The organism is Williamwhitmania sp. (genome assembly GCA_035529935.1).
GTDB lineage: Bacteria > Bacteroidota > Bacteroidia > Bacteroidales > Williamwhitmaniaceae > Williamwhitmania.
In genome coordinates this window covers 1-19,180 of sequence record DATKVT010000078.1, presented here as the reverse complement: position 1 = coordinate 19,180, position 19,180 = coordinate 1, and the positions used below count along the sequence as shown (strand labels likewise).

Here is a 19,180-nt window from a genome sequence, read left to right as displayed (position 1 = left end):
AAAGGCGTTGGAAAGCTGCGGAGGCAACGTTTCCAAGGCTGCGCAAATGCTAGGCATCAACCGTTCAACCCTTTACGATAAAATGAAAAGGCATGGTATATAAACGGTTTTACATTACCATTATTCTTCTAGCAATTCTCTTGGCAACTATTCCCCTTGCAGCCATTTGGGTTTGGAAGAAGAGCTATATGGTGGTTACGCTTTGTTCGCTAATTGCGCTCTGGCCAGCAGTGCTAGCCTACTTAATCTACTACATCAACAAGACGAACAGAGACCTAGCCCACTTTTTTTCGGCATTTCAATATAAGGATTCAACGCTGGTGTTCAATGATTATAAAAACGATCCCACCTTTCGAAAATTACACCAAAGCTTCAACGGCGTGATTAGCGCTTTCAATAGAGTGCTATTCGAAAAAGAGAAGGACTTTATCTTTTTCCGCCGAACCATTGAGCACTCGGCTACAGGAATATTGGCCATATCAGCATCGGGGAAGGTGCTGCTATGCAACGAAGCATTTCTTCGCCTTTTCTGCATGCATGAGATATCCCACGTTTCTTCAATTGAAGTAGAGATTCCCTCGCTTTACAGGCTCATTGGCAACATAAGGGCCGGACAGCAGCAGCTGCTGAGCCACATTTCAGTAAATGGTCCTCAAAAAATTGCGGTAAAGGCTACAGAGTTTATGCTGGAGGAAGAATACGTTAAGCTGCTTTCGTTTCAGGATATTCGAAACGAGGTGGACCAAACCGAGCTCGATGCCTGGCAAAAGCTCATTAGGGTTCTTCGCCACGAAATTCATAACTCGGTAAGCCCCATCACCTTGATTTCATCGGGGTTGATAAACCAGTATGAACCAGATAAGAAACCTATTTCGCCACTGCTGGTAACCACCGATTTGGTGGACAGCACGCTCAAAGGTCTGCATACCATCCAAAAATTGGGAAAGGGATTAAATACCATTGTGGAGCAATATCGCAGCCTAACCCAGCTGCCCAAACCTGTTTTTGAAGCAATTAACCTTGCTCACCTCCTCACCACGCATGCTGAACTTGCAAAACCGTTATTAGAGATGAGTAACATTGCAATGGAGACCTCTCCTCCAACAGCCCAGTTGGTGGTAAATGGCGACGAAAAAATGCTCATTCAGGTATTGCTAAACCTTACAAAAAATGCAATGGAGGCGCTGGAGAATATTCCTAACGGCACAATTGAAATTCGGGCAGGGGAAAACGCTGACGGCAAATACATCTCCGTTTCCGACAACGGAGGGGGTATTTCATCAGAAAATGTAGATCAAATATTCACCCCATTTTTTACCACAAAGGATAGTGGAACAGGCATTGGCCTAAGCCTCTCCCGACAGATAATGCGCCTGCATGGAGGAACACTTACCGCTACCTCAAAGGAGGGGGAAGGTGCAACGTTTATGATGAAGTTTTAGCTACTAACCCTTCTTTACCATGTTTGCAGGTGACTTTTTGCAGCCGCAAAATAGTTACCCATTACGAGTGATTAGGTTGTGGCGCTTTGCTCTTGACGAGCATAAATTATGAGCCACAGGTCCATGCAACCTTTATGCACTCATGGGCAGGACAGTTATTAAGCCACTCAACCAACTTCCCACATTATACTTGATTATTCCCCTTTATTGTGTGGATTTCTTTTTTGATCGCAAAAGATTAATCGATTTCATTTTAAGTAAAGGAGGCATGGTGTCGCCCAATAAAAAGCCCCACGGTTTTAAGGGTTCAATATGGTCGCAGATCAGTTTAACAATTGCTAGGAGGGGTAAGGAAAGGAACATTCCCGAAATTCCCCATAATGCATTACCTGCAATTACAACAATAATGGAGAAAAGTGCATTGATTTTAACCTTAGTTGCCACAATTATTGGAACAATGTAATTGTTGTCGATTAGTTGGATTATGTAATATAAGACTAGAACATATATGGCGTACCAGCCTGTCGATTTGGTGGCTAACGCAACCATCATTGGTAGTGCCACCCCCACAATCCCGCCTATGTATGGGATTACATTTAGTAGAGCACCAATAACACCAAGCAGGATTGCATAATCAATCCCAAGAGCAAGTAGAACGGTGATGTTTAATGCTGCTACCAGCACCGCTTCAATAATTAAACCAATTAGGTATCGTTGAATAACTGTTTTGGTTTGAGTCAGAGTTTCGCTCACCTGGGGCTGAACCGATTCGCCAAAAAGCCTATGGATAAACTCAATGAGGAGCCTTTCATAGTAAAGGATTATGAACGTGTAAACCGGAACCAGGAGCAATACCATTATTCCGCTTCCTACAGAAACTAACGTATGTCCAATTATAGTATTATCGATATTTAACAGTTCGCCTTTGGTTTTTGTTATCCACTGCAGAATTTTGTATTGATTAATGTCGAAATATCCGGATGCCCATGTGATTGATTCGTTGAGCATTGTAGTTAGTCTATCCACCAATGTGGGCCATGATTCGCTAAACTTACTCATTTGGGAAACGAGAAGGGCTCCAACAGCAACTATAGCAACGAATGTGAGAAAAAGTGTAAGAATAATGGATAGGACTCGGTTTATTCCTCTTCGAACGAGAAACTGAACAATCGGACGGAGTACTATACTTATAATGATTGCAAAAACCAGCGGAATAATTATTTCTTGGGCAAGATAAAGCATCGTAAGGGCAATAAGAAGCCCTGCAAGTATTATGCTTGTTTTAGCATAGAACGGCAATTTTATTTTATTGTCCATCTTGGCTTTTGCTCTTTTTCTCTTTTCTTTTATGGTTGAGAAAGAAATTAGAGATGAGATGGCTGACTGATCTAAACGCACCAGAATGCTGAGCTACTGCATTTGTGACTCCAAATTGGAGCATTGAACCTAAAATTTTTCTTATGCTGCCACTTGACGTGCCCACAATTAGCTTTTTTGAGATATAGCCAGTTACTAGCCCAACCCCTGTATTTATAATATTCTCAATCAGGTATGGTGATGTGGGTATACTTTTTAAGGTAGTGTTAAGAACGTCATGAAACTCATCCTTCAGTAGCTGAACTTCCATTGCTTGCTTACCTTCTAATTGTTGAATGGCCATTTTAAGTTCGGAAGTAGAGGTTATTTTTTCCATTGCAATTACTTAAGAACCTGTTTAACAATAAAATTTCCAATTACTCGCTTGAACCATTTCCGCAACAAAAAATATATCACCAATGCCACAAATAGATAAAAGATGGCGACCACAAGGAATCCCCAATAGATTTCGCCCAAAATTTTGCCAATCAATAGTGCTGCTCCCAAGTTGAAAAAAAGCAGGAATGATGCAACCAATAGCAAAACAATGAAATGCGGAATCAGCGACGATACCACATCCGATGTTTTGTCCAATGCCTTAAGTTTGGCCAGTTCAAAACTGGTTTTCCCCAATTCGGTGGCTCGTTCCAGCAACGTTTCAACTAGCTTTATTTTATCTTCCATAATTGAATTTTATTGCATTTAAACCTCCTGCAGTCCAGAAGGGAGTGAGTTTCAACTCTTCTATTCTGGAGGACAAATCGAAGGTGAGCGGTACTGCATTGAAAAGAGGGGCCTTGGTTTTAACTAATACTCTATCCATTGCTTGTGTATGTATCGTTTAACATCCTAAAAGCCCTGTCAGGGTCAAACTTGCCTTACTAAACCTAACTTAACCTTATCAAACCTAATTATCTGCTTTACTATTTTTAAATAAAACCCTGACAGGGATACCATCCAAACCTAATATTTGAGTCAAAATCAATGCTATCCAAAGAAAATTTTAATCCTAATGTGATTTTACCTCTTTTTCGGATTCTTCGGCCTTTGACTTTTCTTTTTGGGTAAGTTCTGAAACCTCTTCCATAATCTTTTCAAATTTCTCTGAAATACTATCAACGAATTTGTCGAACTTTTCCTGTAAAGCGCCGGCCTCTTCTTCTCCCTTTCGTACAATTTTTTCCCGAGTCTCTGATCCTTTTGCCGGAGCAAATAAAATACCGAGCAAAGCACCAGCAGTAATACCTGCTAGCACACCTAAAAATACTTTTCCTGAGTCCATTGTTTTGTATTGTTAAACTGTTTATAATAAAACGATTAAAGGTGAGATGATTTCTTGTCGGCTACCACTGCAAGTAAGTGCCTGAGCCCCTCCAATAATTAATTTTAAACCGTTCATCACCTTTTGAATTAGAAAACGATTAGCTGGATGGACTATGCGGGGTTGAATCAAATCACTGCCAACCCCACATAGTGTATGACCTTCATCCAAATTGTTTCCTTAATTATTAATCTACAACAATTTATCCTCCTCGTTGAAATCAACTGTGCAATTTTTTGATGCCACAGATTATGATTTGTTGAGAAGCATATTGAAGCTAGAATTTAAACCCAATAGTAGCTTGATACCAAACATTTTTGTACTGAGGAGTTACTGAACTACCATCTCCATTATTCTGGGTTATATCCCAACCAACTCTTGCCCCAATAACCATGGAATCGAAGTTGAGGTCCAAGCCACCTATAAAGCAGAGGAGGTTCTTTCTTATATTATCATTCTCAAATTCCTGCTCTTGATCAATTGTGGTAGTTCCAGAGGTGAATTTATCATGTCGTTTAATCAGATACGAGTATTGAGGACCTGCGAGTAGCGTGATCATTGGGGTTGGTTTAATCGCAATGAGTAGGGGTATGTCAATGTAACTTGTTGTGCGAGTAAATTCATAGGTGTTGCCTAGTATTACACCCGTTGCCTTGAACCCTTTTTGAGAGAAAAGGATTTCGGGTTGCACTCCAAGAATAGTACCTATGGGAATTGAGACAAACGCTCCTGCAACAAACCCAAATTTTGGATCAGCCTTGAACTCGTCTCCCTTGGTGTCATATACGTTTGAATAGTTGGCTCCAATTTTGAGACCAAAATGTAGAGCATCACGCGTGTCTGTTCCACTGTTTTGAGCGTTAATTGTGCTGCCAACAAGTGTGGCTATCACAATCATAAATATTGTTTTTTTCATTTGATTAATTTTTGTGAGTTAAAATGCATTTATTCCAAATGAATTACTCATTCTTATCTATCAATCGAGGTTCATTTTGAATTGTACTGATGATTATATTTGACATTTTATGCCGTAAAATCTGCAACCGCATTTCCGAATTTACTCCTGTTGTGGTTGAATTCTACTACAAGTACATTTCATTTACTGACACCTCCTTCTTTGGGTTCATCAACTTTCTTTCTTATATCGCTGTTCTTTTTTTTCAAATTTGGCCGGCTATTTCACATTGGTCTAGTGAATTATCGATGACGGTTACCACCCTTCCCCTTTGAAGGGTTGCGTTTCCATTCACCCTTTTTCCACTGTTGTCCACGTGGGGTAGAATGCCAGTATCCTTTTTGGTAAGTGCGATTATTGCGCGGTAAGGACCAATAGCCATTGTGCTGAACATACGTACGTCTTTGATTGCTCCAATACCAGTCCCCTTCTATCCAGATATAGAGATTACTTGGTTGGGCAGGCCTTACATCTACAACGGCTGCTGGAGTTGTTTCAACATATGCAGGAACGCATGATGTGGTGAGTATTCCTAATCCTCCAAGACAACAGATTACAATAATTTTATTCAAGTACTTGCTAACAATGTATTTTAAACCAATGCTTGTAGCTTCAGTTTTCTGCTTCGACCTTGTGGTTCGATCAGCTGTTTTTTCACAATTTTTCATGGCTTCTTGTCTTCTTTACGGTGGTATTTGAATACTGCAAAGGTGAGACTCCTTGTTTGTGAAAGCGTTACACAACTATTGGAAAGAGTTACATCTTTCACACATTCAAAATGTAAATTGTTGTTTAGAAGTTAGTAAGTGCTTTTGCTTTACTGGTATGCAACTGTTTCTGGTTTTCCAATGTCGAAATCGCTAAAATTGAAATCCGTTGTTCTATAGACATTTTGCTTAAAGACATCGGGTCCAATACCTGGAATTATAGGGTAGTAGGAAATAGAAATTTGGAATGTGCTGAAAATGAGATTTTCGTTCTTGATTAGGATTCCAAACCCTAGCTGGGAGTAGACTTTTCTTTTTCTAAAACCAGATACTGCATCACTAAGCATGCCTATGGAATAAGTGAGATAAGGTCCAAAACGAAATCCGTAAAAATTCCAAGGAGCGTATGATTGCGTTTGTATAGTAAATAATAGTTTACTTGTGCCCGATAAGTCAGAACTGTTAAACGAATCGAGGCCATAACCGTTTTTAAGCGTCAAACTATCGGAGGCGAATCGTTGTATGCCGATGGTCACCTGCGGTTTTACAAATTGCCGAAATTTCCATCTACCGAATTCTACCAGGGGAGAGAAATAGATAATGCCGGCAGATATAACCCCCTGTTCAACAGCGGATGCACGATAGAATGTTCCATATTCAAAATTAGAGCTGAGGTAGCCAAAGGAGTATAAGTTCCCCATAGAAATACGAAAACCAAAGTATAGGCGCTCGATGCTGTTTTTTATCTGATAACCTGTTGTTATGCTATATACGCTTCCGATGGGCACATCCTCCGTAACTCCTTGCTTGAAAATGTATTTATCCTTTATGTATTTTCTTGTAGAAAGGCCAATGCTAGCGAGGTACATATTTTCATTGAAATATGAATGATCCAAATCCACCGTTTCATCTGGTTTGGTAATGTAGCGAATCCTTAAGAAGCGTATGGTAGTGATAAAGTTTGATACATGGTAAAAGTCTGTATTACCTTTAAATAGTCGTATTGCGTTGCCGACCCAGTAATCCTGAGTGTTGTATTTGAGGGTTTGTAAGACGGATAGCGAGTTACTTGTGTAAATGGAGTCGTTGCTATACTGTTGCGAAAAACTTGCTCCTGCAGCCCACTTAGCCACAGGTGAGAAGAATGGACGGTCGATGGAAAACATTTTGGTATAACTCTTACTACCATCAATTTCGTAATGCAATGTCGAGTTTATGAAAGTATTCTTGATGTTTGGTACGTAGTATTTGGTGCTAAAAAAGCTACTTCCATCGGCATAGTTTCGCGCACAGGCATTTTGAAATTCATGCCCTGTTCCTAAAAAATTCTGGTCGGTTAGGACGCCTTTAGCGCTGGAAGTTGAAATTGACCCATCTGGAGTAATGCTCCAAATATCGGATACTCGAATATAAATGTCAACAGAATCGGATGAACTGCGATCCATCTCAGCGGTAATGGAAACATCGTGGATATAGGATTGACTACGAATTAATCGCTCCGATTCATTCACCAATAGAGAGTTGAATTTATCGTTTTTGCCAAATAGTAGTAAGTTTTGAATAGTGATTTCTCTTGTTTTGATATGCGCGCTATTTCCTGCTTTGTATACAAAGTTTTGAGGTTTAGCACTTGTATCACTAATAGAATAGCCGAATGGGTCGAGGGTAATTATGTTGATTTTCCTAATTATCTTCCCGTCAAACGACCCGTATGATCTCTTTTCTTCTTTTCCTCTATCCTTTTTTCTGTTCCGTTTTAGCGGTGAAGATGCAACGGGCTTAAATAATATTCGGTACATGAATTTTCTAAAGGGTCCACGTTTTGAATAGGTCTGGATATCCTTATAAACTTGAGTTGAATCTGTCTTTGTTGATACCTGTGCAGTGGCAAGATCACCTGCTAGTAGCGAAACAACAAGAAAAAGGAAAATAGATTTGAACCACATTCTCTGTTGCCTTTTTTGCATGAATTGAGTAGGTCATTTTTGTCATAATAATTTGCTACACAAGTACTGATAGTGACCAAAGTGATTCTGAAAATTTGCTTGTTTTTACCTCTCGCTCGATAAACTGTTCCTATGCACCAAAACAACGCTTTAGCGGATAAAGCATAAACTCTGTAGCTCCATTTCCAAAATAGCAGCCAAAGCAAAATTGTAGTCCTTTAAATAGGAACCACGAGCTTTACAATTTATATCCGAGCTAACGGGTTTCATGCTTAGATAAGATGATTCAATTGACTTTGAATTCAACATATTAATTGTGGACAAAATTCTCTATGCTCAACTCTTATGTTGTTTTTGCACACAAGTAATAATCGCTCATCGAATATCGACAAGCGATGACTTCAGGTAAATTATTGTTGCTAAAGTGCCTCAATAATTTGGTGCAATTGCTCTTTACTCTTACCCAAAAGAATTTGAAGTCGTCCAAGCATCTCCTCCTTTTTGCCCTCTTCAAACATTAAATCGTTGTCGGTAAGTGTTGCAAACTTTTGCTTGAGCTTGCCCTTTTGTTCATTCCAGTTTCCCTTTAATTCGGTGGAGTTTTTCATCGTACTTGTGTTAAAATTACATTAGAATAATTATAATGCAAATGTAGATACCGTGCAAAGGCATTGTGTTACATAACTCTCACGATTAATTACATTATTCACACATATTTAGATTCTTAATCAACGAAGGGAAAACTGTTTTCAAAGTATGCGTTTGCAAAATCAGTTTTCTAGGCTGTATTTGTTAAGATACCAACCGCCTTGGGTAGATAAATGCGAGCTGCATAGCCATAGCAAGCAAGTATTACCTTGGGATAGGAGTTGAAAGCTAGTTTAGGCCGAGCGTTTGGTTGGTTGTGTAGACCCGCAGGGGGTTCCCCTTCAGAATTGACAATTAAAAGAATAAAATATACGTTAAAGCAGGTATTGCCACCGCTATTGCATAATAGCTTGCAGTTATGAGTTTTTGTTTGCTACTCCCCATGGAATTGTAGGAATCAATAATGGAAGCAATACTAAAATGACGGTAATAGCGTAAACTTAATAATATGGGGCTCACAATAAAAATTATCCCCCAGATAACTAGAGAAGGATGACCCATTTGTTGGCTCAAAGAACAATTTATCGTACGACCCAATATACTTACAATTGAGATTATTAATAGAGATAGGTAAGCACTTAAATAAAGAAACGCACTATGTTTTGCCCTGCTTTCATTCCTGCCAAATTGAAAAAAAGTATTGAACAGTTTCAAAAAAAAGAAGTCCATAAATCTTAGCATAACCTTACGTTTTTAATACCAACAGCCTTGCCCAACTAATATAGCGATTTCTCCACTGGCATGGAGATTCTAATCCACACGCCCACCATCCAGTTGGCAGCGTAAATATAGCATTATCCACGTTCACCAAAGGTAGATGTGTGTAACTTTGGAATGGGAGGTAAAATTCAAATAAGTCCGAGAGGTTTGTTGTTTGACCGGGTTAGCTGCTAATCCCATGCTTTCTTTTCTGGTTATATATTCAAATTTACCTTTTTCTCTATACGTTTGGGTGTAAAATAACCACTGCGCAAACATACGAGGGTTAAAAAACATGTTCAAGAACTTCTTCCTGAAGAACGTTGCTACCTTACAAGTACGAACCCAATGTAGTAAATTATGGAAAATGTAAACCCCGAGGTAAACCAATAGAACCTTTAGCAAAGTCAGGGGGTGACTATTTTCAAATGCAAAAAGTCACCCCCTGACTGAGATTGGATTACTTCCGCTCCAGCTCGTTGAGGTGCTCCATCTTCTTGGTTTCGAGGAAGCCGCGAATATCGCTCAGGTGCTCCTTTACCCTATGGTTGCCAAACTCATACACCTTTGTTACCAAGCCATCGAGAAAATCGCGGTCGTGCGACACCAGAATAAGCGTTCCATCGTAGTCCATCAGCGCGCTCTTGAGAATATCCTTGGTTTTAAGGTCGAGGTGGTTGGTGGGCTCGTCCAGAATGAGAAAGTTAACAGGCTCCAGCAACAGCTTAATCATGGCCAACCGGGTTCGCTCCCCACCCGAAAGCACCTTCACCTTTTTGGTCGAATTATCGCCACCAAACATAAAGGCTCCAAGTAAGTCCCGTATTTTATTGCGAATCTCACCCCTTGCCACATCGTCGATGGTTTGAAAAACGGTGAGTTCCTCGTCGAGCATGGAGGCCTGATTCTGGGCAAAGTAGCCAATCATAACGTTGTGACCGATGGTGAGCGTTCCGTCAAAATCGATTTCACCCATAATGGCCTTTACCAGCGTCGATTTCCCCTCGCCATTCTTCCCTACAAACGCAACCCGTTCGCCCCGCTCAATGGTGAGCGATGCATTGGAGAATACGTTGTGGCTACCATAGCTTTTTGAAACACCATCGAGTATTACCGGATAGCTTCCCGAGCGTGGCGATGGCGGAAACTTTAGCCTAAGTGCCGAGTTATCCTCCTCGTCAACCTCCACAATTTCCAACTTTTCCAGCATTTTAACCCGGCTTTGAACCTGTAGCGTTTTGGAGTAGGTTCCCTTAAACCGTTCGATAAACACCGTTGTATCGGCAATCATCTTCTGCTGCTCGTCGAAGGCCTTCTGCTGCTGCTCGCGTCGCTCCTTCCGTAGCTCGAGATAGCTGGAGTAGTTTACCTTATAGTCGTATATGCGTCCCATGGTAACCTCAATGGTTCGCGTGGTAATATTATCCACAAAGGCCCTGTCGTGCGAAATCACGATAACAGCATTGGCGCTGTTGGTAAGGAACTCCTCAAGCCACTGAATGGACTCAATATCAAGATGGTTGGTAGGCTCGTCGAGGAGAATGAGGTCCGGCTTTTGCAGCAGTATCTTGGCCAGCTCGATGCGCATGCGCCAGCCACCGCTAAACTCGCTGGTTGGACGCGTAAAGTCCGCCCTTACAAACCCCAGTCCAAGCAGTATCTTCTCAACCTCTGCATCAAAGTTGATGGCCTCAATATGGTAGTACTTTTCGGAGAGGGTGGACACCTGCTCAATCAGCTGAAAGTAGCTCTCCGATTCATAATCGGTTCGGGTTGCCAGCTCATTGTTCATGGCCTCAATCTGGCGCTCCATCTCCAAAATGGGGGCAAAAGCCTGTGCCGTCTCCTCAAAAACGGTGCGGTTATCCTCGGTCATCAGGTGCTGGGGCAGGTAGGCAATTACCGCCTCCTTGGGCGCCGAGATTCTACCGCGGGTGGGCGTTCGAACACCGGCAATAATTTTCAGCAAGGTAGACTTACCCGCACCATTTTTCCCCATCAAGGCAATTCTATCCTTATCGTTTATGCCAAACGAAATGTCCTTGAAAAGGGTTGTTCCACCAAACTCCACCGTAAGTCCGTCAACTGTAATCATTGCACCATTTTTTTTTGAAGGCGCAAAGATAGTCATATTAAGTTGACTACAGCAGGTGCATCACCATTGAAGGTGCAAACAATAATGAAAGGAGCGCCCATTGATGTTTACTCCACCATAGGTGCTCCTTAATCGTTAATTTACAAGCGAATAACCAACGCTCTAAAAATCGACCTTATAGCTTAGTACGGGAAGTGTAACGGTTATCTTACCACTTTTAAGACTATTGGTTTTATAGTCGTAGTAATCACCCCAATACTGAGGCGATCCCAGTGCATTTTTTATCTGCAAAGCCCACGTTCCAGAATACTTTCCATGATTGGTGCGGTAGGTTAACGAGAAATCCAGGTAGTAGGTATCGGGGAACTGTTTTTCAAATGCCCTATACTCATCGGTAAACACCCTCCTTTCGGCCAGCGACTTTTGGATTAAGGTTGGGCTGTATCGTTCGCCTCCTATGTAGTTTAGACGAACGTTGAACCCAAACACCCGGTTGCGCGACAGAAAAAACTCCTTTCCCACCAGCGCATTGAAGGCATACCGCTTGTTGTAACGCGTATTTCGCCACACACCATCATCGCCACGGTAGCGCGAATCGAAAATGGAGGCTGTAAGCAGGTAGTAAAAGTTCCGATTGAGAAAGCGCTCCAGCGTTATGTCTACCCCCCTATTCTTGCCAACGCTGTTATTTTTGAGTGCGTTGTGAAACGACCAGTCCTGTTTAAAGTTTATCATGGAATAGGAGCTGTCTGCTATGCCAGGAATATCAAACAAATACTGGTAGTAAGCCTCCACCTTAATTCGAATATTCTCCGAAATGCGCCAGTCATACCCGAGAACGAAATGGTGAGCATGCGAAAATTTCAAATCCTTATTTGGAAGAGAGACGCTCCCATTCTCAACGCTACGCACCATATACACCTTTAGCTCCTCCATCTGGCTATGTTTTCCATACCCAAAGCTCAGCGCATGTTTTGGTGCAAATGCCCAGCGAAAGCCAAAGCGAGGATCGATGGAGTAATCGCCGTTGAGCGAAAGGAAGGAACCATTTATACCAGCATCTAACGAAAGTGTGCGGCCAATGCTGTATCTCGACTCAACGTAAGCCTCTGCAAATGTGCTATTGCCGTTTTCCTTTACAAAGTTTTGATAGGTATCCGGGACTTCATCGATGGTTCCGTTCAGGTTGAGCCTGTAGAATAGTTGCTTGACCGCAATTCCCGATTTAAGGGTAAGGCGTGACGACACCTTCCTATTGACAAATGTGCTAAAGGTAAGCCTCCATGAATCGTCGTTGTAAAACCCTTCGGGGCGCAGTATAAGATTGTTACCAAGCCTCTTCATATCCATCATGTTCGATGTACCTGAGGCGGCCACAGTTGTATTTAGGTAGGTTTGGGTGCCAAGCGTAAGGCGATGAGTTAAACCAATGGCACCGGTATATAAGTCCCAGCGATACCAAACTCTATCCCAGTCCTCATTCCACTTGGTGGAATCAGCTTCCTCCGGCTCCTTGTTATTGTCGATGGCACCAATGGCCCAAAGGGAGAATGTTCCCGATTTAGCGGTTGGGAAGTTTAGCTTAAACGAAAGGTCCTGATATGCCGGAACCTGATCAGATGGGATCACCTTCATTTTCGAGAGGATGGCCGTTGTGGAATAGCGATAGTTGAACAGGTACGACGCCTTCCCACCCTTCTTGAAGGGCCCTTCGGAGGCAATGTCAATTCCCATAACCCCAGCCTGAAAAGTGCTTTCTCTCTTTTCGCTATTTCCCGTTCGCAGCTTCATGTCGAACACCCCCGCGAGGGCGTTGCCATACTCCGCCGGAAATGCGCCCGTAAAGAAATCGGAGTTGGCAAGCATCTGGCTGCTAAAAATTGTCACAAAACCACCCCCGGCCACATTCCCACCGGCAAAGTGGTTTGGGTTAGGTACCTCAACACCCTCGAGTCGCCACGAAACGCCCTTGGGGGAGTTTCCCCTGATGATGATAGCATTATCCTGAATGTCGCCAACGGTAACACCAGCAAAGGCGGAAGCCATTCGAGCAGGATCGTCGAGACCACCAGCGTAGCGCCGAGTCTCCTCCACCGTAAAGGAGCGGGCGCTAATTGGCGCCATGTTGTTCAGCGGCCTATCTTTGCGCAACTGGGCCTTAACGGTAACCCCATCGAGCTGAGCAACCGACTGCCGAAGGTTGACATTGAGCACCACCTCCTTACCTGAAGTAACAAGAATTTCCGGGACAATAACCGGATCGTACCCCACAAAGGAGACCTGAATATTATAGCGGCCAACGGGAACGTTTGCTATCCTAAAATTACCATTTGCATCGCTTACGCCTCCCATCACCGGATCGGTGTCGAGAATAACCACGTTGGCTCCGGGTAGCGATACCTGCGATTCCCCATCTACCACCTTGCCTTTTACAACCTGAGCCACCGGCTGCGCCACGGCACCTCCGGCAAAAAGCATCAGTAGAATTACGAAGGAAAAGCAGCTGCGAAGAATCAAGGAGAGGATAAAGCAGCTGTGGTCAATAATCTCTTTAATCGTGTTCATAGTATAAGTTTTGCTGTTTCTGCCACTATGACAACTCACAGCAACCACCTCCCCCCTCCGCTGTTTTTTTTCCTTTGTAGGCTTTACGACACGCTTTGGGACAAGCTAAATTCTATGGCATTTCGGAAACTAAAACCAGAGATAGTCTTTAAATTTTGGTAGCCTTAAAGGAGCTGTGGTAAAGATTTCTATATTTGCATTTGGAGCAATTTAATTCCACCTGTTAGCGAAACAGACACAATTGCGTTTATACGCTCGTTAGCAGCAAGGTAATTTGAGAATATAGATAAATTCCTACAAAGTGAAGCAGATAGAAAAGACAGCACGCACAAAAGCAGAGTCTGTCAGCCAGTCCCCAGCATGCACTGCTTTTCTTGCTCCCTACTCACAAATTCGATTGTTAATATTAAAAAAAACTAAAAAAATAAAATCACATTTTGATATTTAATACCTATTACTATTTTTGGTGCGTCTTTACAAAAATAAAAATATTATTTGCCCCCCACTTGAATTAATAATAAATGTGTCTTACATGTCTTCTAAAAATAAAATTTATCCTTCTTTTATCATTCAAAGTTCAATAGAGTCCTATTTACATGGGATTACAAGTAAAAGTAAATCTATCCTTTGGATAATAATTATTGCGATAATAGCGATATTAGTAATACTACCATTGATCTATGTAGATGTTACCGTTCAAACATCTGGGTTAATTCAAGCAAGTATCGAAAAGCAACCTATTATCTCGTCTCTTAGCGGAAAGATTATCTACACCAATCTCCGAAATGATTCACAAGTATTAGCAGGCGATACACTTCTTGTTCTTGATACCTTACCAATAAAATCAAGTATTAGAGCCCTCGAGTATAATATGAAAGAGGATCAACTTTTCATTAAAGATTTAGACACCCTAATTAAATTGGATTTTAACAGAAAGTTAAAATACAAGAATTTCGTAAAAACCCCAAAATACTGCAAGGAGGTGGATGAGTTCGTAAGGCAGCTATCAATATCAAGAAGAAAGATCGAAGAGTTAAAAGAAGAGCATGATAGAAATACCTTACTATATAAACAAAAAGTAATTGCAGAGGTTGATTATGAGGCCAGTCGCTATAATTTAAATAATGAGCAACTGCACTACAACCAAGTAATGAGCCAGCAAATATCTGATTGGCAGAGTACTTTAACCAATCTTAAAGAGGAAACTCAAAAAATAGAAGCAGATCTTAATAATTCATACGCAGAGCTATCCGAGCATTTTATTACTTCCCCGTTAAAAGGGACTATCCAGCAGAGCAATGAGTTACAGGTTGGGAATAGTGTTTACCCCAATCAGAGCATTGCTGAGATATCACCTGATTGTGAGTTAATAGCCATTTGCTTTGTTAGACCTGAAGACATTGGTTATATAAAAGTTAATCAGCAGGTAAAACTTCAGGTAAGTGCCTTTAACTATAACCAATGGGGCTTTTTACCAGCAAAAATTGATGAAATATCTGATGATATTTTAATGGAGAATGGGGATAAAGCCTACTTTAGAGTAAAATGTAGTCTTTCAGAAAACTATCTCTCTCTAAAAAACGGGTATAAGGGTTACATTAAAAAAGGAATGACCATTTCTTCAAGAATAATTGTTACCCAGCGTTCATTATACGATTTGCTCTTTGATAAAGCCGATAACTGGTTTAATCCTTATAGTAACACTCAACAAACCGAATAGCCTGTGAAAATTAAACAACGTGATATTACTGATTGTGGTGCAGCCTGTTTAGCCTCTGTTGCCGCTCATTATAAGCTAAACCTACCTATTGCAAAAATCAGGCAAATGGCGGGAACTGATAAAAAGGGAACAAATGTCCTGGGAATGATTGAAGCCGCCCAGAAGATGGGTTTCCATGCGAAGGGGGTAAGGGGTGAATGGGAAAACTTGTTTAAAATACCGTTGCCTTCGATTGCCCATATAGTTGTAAAGGAAGTACTTCAACATTATGTAGTTCTAGTAAAAGTAACGGACAACTACATTGAAGTTATGGATCCAGGTTATGGAGAATATCATAAAATTCCACATGAGGATTTCAAGAAAGCATGGACTGGTGTTCTTGTTCTTCTTGTCCCCGGAGATGGTTTTCAGCCAAAATCTGAAAAGGCATCTACCTCCTTACGGTTTTGGCATCTTATAAAACCTCATAAGGGAGTTTTAGTGCAAGCGCTTATTGGGGCTATTTTATATGCTATTCTGGGTCTCTCTACCTCAATCTATATTGGAAAAATTGTTGACTATGTAATACCCGGTGGAAATCTTAACCTCTTAAACCTCCTTGGTATTGCTATGCTTTTCATAGTAGGGATAAGGGTTTTGCTAAGTACTATTCAATCAATCTTCATTTTAAAGATAGGTCAGAAAATTGACGCAACCCTAATATTAGGATACTACCAGCACCTATTAAGGCTTCCTCAATCGTTCTTTGACAACATGAGGGTTGGCGAAATTATCTCACGAATAAATGATGCGGTAAAAATTAGACTTTTTGTTAACGATGTTACAGTAAATCTTATTGTAAATATCCTTATACTTATCGTATCCTTTCTACTTATGTTTACCTTTTACTGGAAGCTTGCAGCAATAATGCTTATTGTTATCCCTCTATATGCAATCACCTATTTTATCTTAAACAGGTTAAATAAAAAAGTTCAGCGGAAGATAATGGAAAATTCTGCTGAACTTGAAGCCCACTTAGTCGAATCGCTTAATGCTGTTTTAACAATTAAACGATTTGGGCTGGAAGAATTCTCCAACCTAAAAACCGAAACGAGGTTTGTATCGCTACTAAAAGCCATATACAGTTCAGGAATTAATAGTATTTTCTCAACAGCTTCATCGGGGCTAATATCACAGGTAATAACAATTGTATTGCTATGGGTAGGAGCCGGATTTGTGCTGCAAAATACGGTAACTCCAGGCGAACTACTCTCATTCTATGCAGTAATTGGATACTTTACTGGCCCTGTTTCAGGCATTATTGGCTTTAACAAAACTTATCAGGATGCCAAAATTGCCTCTGACCGTCTGTTTGAGATTTTTGATCTGGAGGTAGAGGATGAGACCAATAAAATTCCGCTAAGAGCAGAGCATATTAGTGACATCCATTTTCAAAATGTAGATTTTAGGTATGGAACAAGGGTTGAAGTTTTTAAGGGGTTGAACCTTAAAATAGAAATTGGTAAGGTTACTGCTTTAGTTGGCGAGAGTGGCTGTGGCAAAACAACCCTTACCTCCCTTCTACAAAATATCTATCCAATACAAAACGGTAATATTTATCTAGGGAAATATGATATTCGTTACTTCACCAATGAGTCGTTGCGAGAAATGATTGTTATTGTTCCTCAGAGGATAGACCTGTTTGATGGCAATATTGTTGATAATATTGCAGTAGGGGAATTTACTCCCGATATTGAGCGGGTAATGGATATCTGCAACCAGCTGGGGATGACCGAATTCATTGAGCAGTTACCCAATCGGTTCAATACCTATCTTGGAGAGAATGGCACATCACTTTCAGGTGGGCAAAAGCAGCGCATAGCGATTGCACGTGCGCTATACCGTAATCCTGAAATTCTCATACTTGATGAGGCAACCTCATCGCTCGATTCCATTGCAGAGGGATATGTTCAAAGAACCATTAAGCTGATGAGGGAGAAAGGGAAAACAGTAATAGTAATAGCCCATAGATTATCTACCATAGCCCTTGCTGACCATATTGTAGTCCTCGAAAAGGGCGAAGTAAAGGAACAGGGTACATTTGATGGGTTAACCTCAAGCAACGGGCTTTTTTGCAAAATGTGGCAGCACCAAAAATTAGATACTCCAATTGTTTAACCAATAGTAATGCAAAGTGAAAGTATTTGAGTATATCGACCGAATTAGCTTAATGCATAAGCTGATTAGCGAGCAGAGAACGGGTACGCCCGATGATTTTGCAGTAAGGCTTGGCATAAAGCGGGCACGTCTTTACGAACTTATTGATGAATTAAAATCGTATGGTGCACCAATCTTGTACTCCAAGAGCGAGAGATCCTTTTACTACGAACAGCCCTATGATATTAGATTGACATGCATTATGAAACCATTAAGCAAAAAAGAGTTTGTGGAGAGTAATGGTGGATGTTTTTTACTTCCGTCCGTTTTTTATGGACGCTGGGCAACTACCTTAGCATTTGTAACGTTACAATGCTAACCTCAGCAGGGTAAAGAAAGAGGGTCTTCTATTTTTGGTATTTAATACAATTTGTTATGGAACAAGTAAAATTAGTTGAATTATCTCTAATTGAAAAAAGGGATATTAATGGTGGTGAGGCACCAGTTGCTATGACTGATGCTCAAGTTCAAGCTGCTAGCAATGGAATTCAAACAGTGGCTGGTGCTATTTGGGGTTTTGTAACACACGTGTTCTAAATTATGTTTGATTATGAAAACAACTGAAATAAATTGCTACATGATGGTAGCATTGAGTAACGATGAAATGGTAACGATAGATGGTGGTGATTTTACTTCCGGCTATAATGCTGGTGCTGCTGCTGGTGATTACGTGAGAAGAGTTCTTGATGATTGTGGTATTCTTGACTTTTTTTCTCACTTGTAATTAACTTCATTAAACAATACAGATCGCATTATTTATGCGATCTGTATTGAAAATTAAACATAATGAATTCATTTATTAGTTACCTGAAAAACCCGATTTATTGCGAGAGCAGAAAGCTATCAGTTAAAAAGTTTATAGCTTTACTTTTCTTCTATTTTATGGCATCCATTGCAATTGGAGTAATTAATTTTTATGTTTGCAAAACATTTCACCTAGTACATCCTAAGTTGGGATTGTCGCCACAGATGACAATCCTATTTGTTGTATTACTGGGTCCTTTCTATGAGGAGGTTTTTTTTCGATCGTTGCTCCGGTTTAAGTGGAGTAGCATTCTTCTATTTTCAACCACAGCAATAGCGATGGCTGCATTCTCTATATACAAATTAAAGTTTGTAATGGCCATATCGTTATCCGTTTTTGTGCTCGGCTTATTCCTTTTAGTAACCAAGTTTACCAGAAACAAAATAGAATTATTTATTGCGAGCAAGTTCAAATACTTCTTTTACAGCTCATCAGTACTTTTCGGATTGTTGCATGCATCTAATTTTACTGGAAATGTATATTATATTCTGGCATTCTCGTTTATCCTTGGCGGGCCTCAAGTAGTGTTAGGATTAATACTTAGTTACATACGAATGAACCATGGTCTCAAGTATAGTGTTCTTTTCCACATGGTTGTCAATATGCAAATTATTGCAACCGTAATTTTGCATAATAAATAGTAGTTGAATCACTTCGATTTAGGAAATTAACTAAAAGTACTTTCCCTAACTTCATCGAATTTACTAGGTTGCTGCTTGAATGAG

The 19,180-nt window shown here is 40.7% G+C and carries 17 protein-coding genes; 6 read left to right on the top strand and 11 right to left on the bottom strand.

Translation table 11 applies throughout. The features are described 5' to 3' along the window. Positions 1 to 92 precede the first annotated feature (92 nt). Positions 93 to 1,442: a HAMP domain-containing sensor histidine kinase gene (locus tag VMW01_06315; GenBank protein HUW05856.1), complete on the top strand. Its 1,350-nt coding sequence runs from the start codon at positions 93 to 95 to the stop codon at positions 1,440 to 1,442. 204 nt (positions 1,443 to 1,646) lie between these two features. Here the strand turns inward: VMW01_06315 and VMW01_06310 are convergent, their stop codons facing one another. The 11 genes from VMW01_06310 to VMW01_06260 form a co-directional block, all read right to left on the bottom strand. Beyond that, positions 1,647 to 2,759, bottom strand: a complete 1,113-nt coding sequence (locus tag VMW01_06310; GenBank protein HUW05855.1) for an AI-2E family transporter — start codon at positions 2,757 to 2,759, stop codon at positions 1,647 to 1,649. After that, positions 2,749 to 3,135, bottom strand: coding sequence for a hypothetical protein (locus tag VMW01_06305; protein ID HUW05854.1), 387 nt, complete (start codon positions 3,133 to 3,135; stop codon positions 2,749 to 2,751). Before VMW01_06305 ends, VMW01_06310 begins: the two co-directional genes overlap by 11 nt. 5 nt (positions 3,136 to 3,140) lie before the next feature. Then, positions 3,141 to 3,482, bottom strand: a complete 342-nt coding sequence (locus tag VMW01_06300) for a phage holin family protein (protein HUW05853.1) — start codon at positions 3,480 to 3,482, stop codon at positions 3,141 to 3,143. Continuing rightward, complete coding sequence (locus VMW01_06295; GenBank protein ID HUW05852.1) at positions 3,472 to 3,621, bottom strand: hypothetical protein; 150 nt, start codon at positions 3,619 to 3,621, stop codon at positions 3,472 to 3,474. The genes VMW01_06300 and VMW01_06295 overlap by 11 nt, the downstream gene beginning before the upstream one ends. Before the next feature lie 186 nt (positions 3,622 to 3,807). After that, the gene (locus tag VMW01_06290) at positions 3,808 to 4,080 is read right to left on the bottom strand and encodes a YtxH domain-containing protein (GenBank protein HUW05851.1); all 273 of its coding nucleotides are present in this window, start codon (positions 4,078 to 4,080) and stop codon (positions 3,808 to 3,810) included. Between the two features lie 316 nt (positions 4,081 to 4,396). Next, positions 4,397 to 5,035, bottom strand: coding sequence for a porin family protein (locus VMW01_06285; GenBank protein ID HUW05850.1), 639 nt, complete (start codon positions 5,033 to 5,035; stop codon positions 4,397 to 4,399). A gap of 281 nt (positions 5,036 to 5,316) precedes the next feature. Continuing rightward, positions 5,317 to 5,742, bottom strand: a complete 426-nt coding sequence (locus tag VMW01_06280) for a hypothetical protein (GenBank protein HUW05849.1) — start codon at positions 5,740 to 5,742, stop codon at positions 5,317 to 5,319. 149 nt (positions 5,743 to 5,891) lie between these two features. Continuing rightward, entirely contained in the window at positions 5,892 to 7,727 is a 1,836-nt protein-coding gene (locus tag VMW01_06275; GenBank protein ID HUW05848.1) for a hypothetical protein, read from the bottom strand. A 419-nt stretch (positions 7,728 to 8,146) separates the two neighbouring features. After that, positions 8,147 to 8,335, bottom strand: coding sequence for a CsbD family protein (locus tag VMW01_06270; GenBank protein HUW05847.1), 189 nt, complete (start codon positions 8,333 to 8,335; stop codon positions 8,147 to 8,149). Positions 8,336 to 9,534: 1,199 nt separating this feature from the next. Further along, positions 9,535 to 11,169, bottom strand: coding sequence for an ABC-F family ATP-binding cassette domain-containing protein (locus VMW01_06265; GenBank protein ID HUW05846.1), 1,635 nt, complete (start codon positions 11,167 to 11,169; stop codon positions 9,535 to 9,537). 162 nt (positions 11,170 to 11,331) lie between these two features. Further along, positions 11,332 to 13,734 (bottom strand): TonB-dependent receptor, encoded by a 2,403-nt coding sequence (locus tag VMW01_06260; protein ID HUW05845.1) that lies wholly within the window; start codon positions 13,732 to 13,734, stop codon positions 11,332 to 11,334. Between the two features lie 532 nt (positions 13,735 to 14,266). Between VMW01_06260 and VMW01_06255 the strand changes: the two genes are divergently transcribed. The 5 genes from VMW01_06255 to VMW01_06235 are packed head-to-tail and all read left to right on the top strand — an operon-like array spanning position 14,267 to position 18,374. Beyond that, on the top strand, positions 14,267 to 15,454 hold the full coding sequence (locus VMW01_06255; protein ID HUW05844.1) for an HlyD family efflux transporter periplasmic adaptor subunit: 1,188 nt from the start codon (positions 14,267 to 14,269) through the stop codon (positions 15,452 to 15,454). A 3-nt stretch (positions 15,455 to 15,457) separates the two neighbouring features. Beyond that, entirely contained in the window at positions 15,458 to 17,611 is a 2,154-nt protein-coding gene (locus VMW01_06250) for a peptidase domain-containing ABC transporter (protein HUW05843.1), read from the top strand. 16 nt (positions 17,612 to 17,627) lie between these two features. Next, positions 17,628 to 17,969: a hypothetical protein gene (locus VMW01_06245; protein HUW05842.1), complete on the top strand. Its 342-nt coding sequence runs from the start codon at positions 17,628 to 17,630 to the stop codon at positions 17,967 to 17,969. Between the two features lie 56 nt (positions 17,970 to 18,025). Beyond that, on the top strand, positions 18,026 to 18,187 hold the full coding sequence (locus tag VMW01_06240) for a hypothetical protein (protein HUW05841.1): 162 nt from the start codon (positions 18,026 to 18,028) through the stop codon (positions 18,185 to 18,187). A 40-nt stretch (positions 18,188 to 18,227) separates the two neighbouring features. After that, entirely contained in the window at positions 18,228 to 18,374 is a 147-nt protein-coding gene (locus VMW01_06235) for a hypothetical protein (protein ID HUW05840.1), read from the top strand. The last annotated feature ends 806 nt before the right edge of the window (positions 18,375 to 19,180 follow it).

Bases quoted from the DNA above. Each gene is read 5' to 3' on its own strand.
- VMW01_06300 (HUW05853.1), bottom strand. From the start codon at position 3,482: ATGGAAGATAAAATAAAGCTAGTTGAAACGTTGCTGGAACGAGCCACC.
- VMW01_06295 (HUW05852.1), bottom strand. From the start codon at position 3,621: ATGGATAGAGTATTAGTTAAAACCAAGGCCCCTCTTTTCAATGCAGTA.
- VMW01_06260 (HUW05845.1), bottom strand. From the start codon at position 13,734: ATGAACACGATTAAAGAGATTATTGACCACAGCTGCTTTATCCTCTCC.
- VMW01_06315 (HUW05856.1), top strand. From the start codon at position 93: ATGGTATATAAACGGTTTTACATTACCATTATTCTTCTAGCAATTCTC.
- VMW01_06310 (HUW05855.1), bottom strand. From the start codon at position 2,759: ATGGACAATAAAATAAAATTGCCGTTCTATGCTAAAACAAGCATAATA.
- VMW01_06270 (HUW05847.1), bottom strand. From the start codon at position 8,335: ATGAAAAACTCCACCGAATTAAAGGGAAACTGGAATGAACAAAAGGGC.
- VMW01_06255 (HUW05844.1), top strand. From the start codon at position 14,267: ATGTCTTCTAAAAATAAAATTTATCCTTCTTTTATCATTCAAAGTTCA.
- VMW01_06275 (HUW05848.1), bottom strand. From the start codon at position 7,727: ATGTGGTTCAAATCTATTTTCCTTTTTCTTGTTGTTTCGCTACTAGCA.
- VMW01_06280 (HUW05849.1), bottom strand. From the start codon at position 5,742: ATGAAAAATTGTGAAAAAACAGCTGATCGAACCACAAGGTCGAAGCAG.
- VMW01_06235 (HUW05840.1), top strand. From the start codon at position 18,228: ATGATGGTAGCATTGAGTAACGATGAAATGGTAACGATAGATGGTGGT.
- VMW01_06265 (HUW05846.1), bottom strand. From the start codon at position 11,169: ATGATTACAGTTGACGGACTTACGGTGGAGTTTGGTGGAACAACCCTT.
- VMW01_06240 (HUW05841.1), top strand. From the start codon at position 18,026: ATGGAACAAGTAAAATTAGTTGAATTATCTCTAATTGAAAAAAGGGAT.
- VMW01_06285 (HUW05850.1), bottom strand. From the start codon at position 5,035: ATGAAAAAAACAATATTTATGATTGTGATAGCCACACTTGTTGGCAGC.
- VMW01_06290 (HUW05851.1), bottom strand. From the start codon at position 4,080: ATGGACTCAGGAAAAGTATTTTTAGGTGTGCTAGCAGGTATTACTGCT.
- VMW01_06305 (HUW05854.1), bottom strand. From the start codon at position 3,135: ATGGAAAAAATAACCTCTACTTCCGAACTTAAAATGGCCATTCAACAA.